Annotated in this window: 2 protein-coding genes and 1 pseudogene; 1 reads left to right on the top strand and 2 read right to left on the bottom strand. The window is 41.8% G+C overall.

The features are described from left to right. Together ABLT31_RS38470 and ABLT31_RS38465 are read right to left on the bottom strand one after the other, a co-directional pair. Nucleotides 1–198: pseudogene (locus ABLT31_RS38470) on the bottom strand (protein CysJ); the annotation flags it as partial. A 98-nt stretch (nucleotides 199–296) separates the two neighbouring features. Then, nucleotides 297–656 carry a hypothetical protein gene (locus tag ABLT31_RS38465; RefSeq protein ID WP_367760991.1) on the bottom strand — a complete coding sequence of 120 codons (360 nt, stop codon included), beginning with the start codon at nucleotides 654–656 and terminating at the stop codon, nucleotides 297–299. 260 nt (nucleotides 657–916) lie between these two features. Between ABLT31_RS38465 and ABLT31_RS38460 the strand changes: the two genes are divergently transcribed. Beyond that, nucleotides 917–1892 (top strand): BCCT family transporter (locus ABLT31_RS38460; protein WP_367760990.1); only part of this gene is annotated, 976 nt, incomplete at its 3' end.

Genomic DNA, 1892 nt, shown 5'->3' with positions numbered 1-1892 from the left:
ATCATTTGAAGGAATAATACCAAGGGCATCACCTGGGACATAGGAAAGTCCGGACGCCTTTAGTGAAAGCTCGATGTGCCTCGTTTCTTTACTAGAGCCAGCTCCGTTTAAATTTACATTTTTGAGAACTAGCGCGTGAAATGGATTTACCCTTGAAAATGTTGTCGGCACCGTTTTAACTGCAGTATGTTGCATCATCTTCACCCCATCCTGTTTTATATAGATTTAGATAACTTTCCTCATAAGAAGCCCTAAACAGTCCCGTAGGCCCACTGCCAATGATTGAGAATAAAAGCCTATAATTTAGCGTCAAAAACCCATAGGTGGCGAAAATCAAGCAGCCATGAGATGCATGGATGAACACTATAGCGCTCAGAAACATAGGAATGAAGCTGTTCTTGTATCCAAGGCACGGCTGAGTAATCCTTGGATTCAATTGCCTTGTTAATCTCCTCAAGAAGGAGGGTGTAAAATTGAACATCTTCCTCAATATCCCCGCAAGCGCATTTTTCCTTTTCCAGATGATCTCGTAGATAATGAACCGAGAGCTCTAGTTGGTCCTTTACTTTAATCAGCAATTCCATAGACCAATGATAATCATATAGTAGAGACATCGTGTTTATCCCGTGATGATGTGATTGCATCCCTTTATTCATAAACCTCCACCACCATTTTTATAATCATGATTATATATTAATCGCACACAACATTTTTTGTCAAATACTTTTTAAAATTTTCAAAACAATTTAATTATCTAGATTGTTATATAATCATGATTATGTTACAATCGTGAATATGAATACTGAAAAATCTACTTTTCTATATTGAAAGGGGTGAAGAGAATCGGATATACAAGGATTCGAAGAAACTGCAGGTGACCATCTCCTTCCATCCTTGTATAGGATGAACAATCTCAATGACTGAAGGGGGAAAAGGGACGATGGCCAATATTTTGCGGGAAAAAACGGTTTTAGTAGTGTCTTTGCTGTTTACGAGTCTATTTATCTTGTTGGGTATTTTCTTTAATACAAAGCTAGCGGATGCAGCATCAGCATTCCTAAATACCACCATAGATTATTTTGGCTGGTTTTATCTGACCGCCGTCATGCTTTTTCTTCTATTCTCCGTTTTTCTGATGCTATCCAGGTATGGGAGTATCCGATTGGGAGATGATGCGGATCGGCCAGAATACAGTACAGCTTCTTGGTTAGCCATGCTTTTTAGCGCAGGTATGGGAATTGGATTAGTATTTTGGGGAGCGGCAGAACCGGTCTTTCATTATACAACTCCTCCCATAGGAGAAGGCTCCACGGCCGAATCAGCGGCGGTTGCCATGCGATATACGTTTTTGCATTGGGGATTGCACCCTTGGGCGATTTATACTGTAATCGCTCTCAGCCTCGCCTATGCTCAGTTTAGAAAGAAATTGCCTGCCCTGATTAGCTCTGCCTTTTATCCTCTTTTGGGGGAAAGAGTCAACGGACCGATAGGAAAGACCATCGATATTTTGGCGGTATTTGCAACGGTTTTCGGTGTAGCCACTTCATTAGGACTGGGTACGATGCAAATCTCAGGAGGGATGAGCTTCCTCTTTGGCTTAGAGAATACCATCTCTTTGCAAATCGGAATTATTGTTGCCGTCACCGTTTTGTATATCTATACGGCCTGGAGTGGTGTGGACCGGGGAATAAAGACCCTCTCTAACCTGAACATGATCCTTGCGCTAGCACTCATGCTCCTCTTGCTATTTGTTGGTCCTACGGCACAAATATTCAAGATTTTAGTGAACACAACGGGAAGTTATGTCAACAACATTATCTCCATGAGCCTTCGCTTAGAACCGTTTCGCGATGATACATGGATTGCGGGATGGACGCTATTCTACTGGGCGT

The organism is Ammoniphilus soli (assembly GCF_040813775.1).
The sequence above is the reverse complement of the archived record's forward strand: the minus strand, read 5'-3'. Positions and strand labels throughout refer to the sequence as shown.